General features: G+C 59.6%; 2 protein-coding genes. One reads left to right on the forward strand and one right to left on the reverse strand.

Features of this window, described 5'->3' with window-relative positions; genetic code table 11:
* Positions 1–957: 957 nt before the first annotated feature.
* Positions 958–1,851, reverse strand: a complete 894-nt coding sequence (locus GNZ13_RS27925; protein WP_172170609.1) for a hypothetical protein — start codon at positions 1,849–1,851, stop codon at positions 958–960.
* Positions 1,852–2,190: 339 nt separating this feature from the next.
* On the opposite strand from GNZ13_RS27925, the gene GNZ13_RS27930 reads away from it, so the two are divergent.
* Positions 2,191–2,622, forward strand: a complete 432-nt coding sequence (locus GNZ13_RS27930) for a hypothetical protein (protein WP_407945671.1) — start codon at positions 2,191–2,193, stop codon at positions 2,620–2,622.
* Positions 2,623–3,075 lie beyond the last annotated feature (453 nt).

Raw genomic sequence — 3,075 nt, forward strand, 5'->3', positions numbered from 1 at the left:
GTCACGCGTCTAACACGCGGGTCGCGATTCTGTGAGCCGGTCGCGCAAGCCAGCCCAAGCGTGATGCGCTCAAGCTATGCGGCGGTCAGGGTGTTGCAGGCAAGGCATGCCGTCTCTTCGGGCCACTCGTCGACATCCGCAAACTTGACCTCGCTGTCGAGGCAGGCGACGAAGGTCACGCCGACGACGGGATACTTTCCCGTGACGTTGACGTGTCCTGGTTCACGGAAAGGTCATCAAACGCTGCACCTTCGTACCCAGGGCGCTTGTTGGGACGTTCGCCGCCGTGGGGCGGCGAACGGATTGTGTTTGTCCTACAATACGAAAGGCGGCGCGCCTGGCGTTGCCCGCGACCACAACCTCTGCACTGGGAAAGGCACTGCCGGACTGAGCGGTGAGGTAATTCGCGCCCCAACGTGATTGGCCTGCCGGCGCAGCGTTAGCCGGTACAGGTTCTAGCTGATTGGCGGTTGTCGATGGAGCAACTCTTTGTTTCCCGGACTAGCGCCATTGAACGACTTCTCGAGAGAAGGCGGGAACTCACATCCGAAGTTGAATTCAACCCGCCTCTTGCGATCGCTATTGACGACGTCGAGCGGCTTCTGCTTCACGTCAGAGCTGGTCGCCTGGATGTGTTTGAGCTCACCGACGGCACGGGAGAGATATCCCGCATTTACATTTTGTAGATGCGGCGCTGGCTGTCCTGGTCGCGCGGCGTCATCGGGGTGCTGAAGTCACAATCCGAGGTGGAAAAGAGGTTGAACGTTCCTATCGCCGCACGGCCGGACGGCGGCTTCTCGCCCGGTGTCGCGCGCGTGACTGAGAGAAGCGCAAGAATAATCGTGATGCGTTAGATGGGTATGGCTCTGGTTGTGAAAGCGAGGCGCCCTGACGGAGCGACGGCACCTCATAGACTCAGGCTGCGTCGGATGCTGAGTCAGCGGGGACTCAACCGCCTCAGGAATATTCTCCGTCGAGGATGCGCAATTTTTCGTCAATGTCGGGAAGGGCATGGGCCCCCGCGCGGACTTCTGCCACCAGCCTGTGTGCATACGAGCGGCAGTTTTCGAGCGTGCTGTGCAGTTGTGGCTCGGCCTGCAGTGCGGCAACCGCTCTTTCAATTTCTGTCGGCGAGTCACTCAAAAGCGCTGCGACGACTTCTTGCGGCGGTATCGGCGAAGCGTGACTGCGTAGCTGGCGCATCCAGTCGGTTGCATATAGTGCAGCATGGCGTTCCCGCTGAACGGTCTCGGCTTTCTCGAGCGCGGCGAGATGGCGGGCATTGTTGTGAAGCGCCGAGCGCCAAACGTCCATGACCTTGCCCCGCAGTTCTGCAATTGCGCCTCCGAGCGACTCGTTTTCGCCCCCCGCCATCAGACGATGGTCTTCAAGCTTGTCCAACCGCTCTCTCAGCCCGTTCAGAAGTGGGTGCCAGTCGGCGGGCAGCTCTGTAAGTCCGTAAAACTCCCGGGCGAGTTCAGCGAGTTCGTTGCGAATATTAGCCAGCGCCTCATAGTCCGCAACACGCGCTGCATAGACGTCGCTTGAGGTGACAACCTGGCGATGTAGGGGAAACAGGGGATTGTTATAGCGCCGCTGCAGATGCCGCTCCATGGCTCCCTGCGCCGCGCTCCATTTCCACCGAGGCAGGGTGCGGGCGTCAAAGCCCTGGATAGCCTGTACCATCGGTTTGAAAAGCGGCAGTGCTTCCTCAGTGGCACTGCGAAGGCAACCCGCCAGCTTGATGTCGTTGCCCTCGAAGTCGACACCCGAGCGACCATAATAAGGCGAGTCGGGGGACTGAAGCAGGAAGCCTGTTGCCAGAAAAAACTCCATTGGCAGCGTCACCATCTGGCCACTTTGTACGAAGCTGCGTTGTTCAATCGGAGTCGCGTGTCTGCTTGCATCAGCATACCAAGCAGATGCCGCAACGCCTCATAGGTGTCGGTTGGCCGTTCGGACGCACCGGGAGCCGGCGAGCTTGTCTTGTTCCAGAACTTCCAGTCCACGATTTCCTCGACGGTGCAATACACGCTTTTTTCGGGGCACGATTACCGCCCAGATATGCAAATTCTGAGGTCTCGCCAATCATGGCGTCTTGCGCACTCTAAGGCAAGGTCTGCCTGACGATTCGCCGCGCCTGGAGGCCGCCGCTTCTTGGGTCGTCCTCATCCGCTCGGGTATCCGACTTTGTCCGCAGAACTGCCCGGAGGCGGATGGCCCGTCGGAGCATTGGTCGAGCTGCTAGTGCAGCAAGCCGGCGTAGGGGAGGTCAGGCTCCCTCGGCCCGCGCTTGGCGCGGTTGGCAAGCGGCCCGTCGCGTTATTGCAGCCGCCACATATGCCGGACGGTTTGGGGCTGGGCCACATCGGGCTGTCACTGAAGCACGTCATGCAGGTAAAGGCGCAGAAGACTGCCGACTCTTTATGGTCAGCCGAACAAATCCTGCGAGCAGGCAGTTGCGGGGCGCTGATTTATTGGACGCAGCATGTTCAGGCTTCCTCGCTGCGCCGTTTGCATCTTGCCGCGCGGTCGTCCGAAACCCTGTTCGTCATGGTAAGGCTGCTGGCTGCAGCGCTAGATTTGTCGCCTGCACTGCTGCGACGGCATCCGATGGCCTGATTGTCGAAATCGTGAAGCGACGAGGCCCGACACTCGCCGAGCCGTTGTCCATTGCACTGCAACCAACTCCCGTTTTGCTTTCAAACCGGAGGCGCGCAGTGCGAAGCCCGTTCGTGGATGTTGCCGGGGACGCGCGAAGTGTTGAACCGGCGCACGCGTGAGTAGTCCTAGACTCTCTCATACAATGCACCAATGGCTTGCAATAGATGGGGTCGAACCACGGTCAACGGTTCGTCGACGAGAAATTTCAAATTTGCACTTGCGTTGATTCTCGTGGCGGCGCCCACATCTGCTGGAGCTGAGCATCGACCGTAGGCAGGCAGATAAGCATGGCGAAACCCGAATTCATTGAGCCGGATAGTGCACGTCCCGATTTGTTGTGCTTCCTTGTCGCAATTGCAGCGGCATCATATGCGTTGACTAACGATTGGCGCGTGGACCACGTCGTCGATT

This window comes from Paraburkholderia elongata (assembly GCF_013177735.1).
In the GTDB taxonomy this organism is placed as follows: Bacteria; Pseudomonadota; Gammaproteobacteria; order Burkholderiales; family Burkholderiaceae; genus Paraburkholderia; species Paraburkholderia elongata.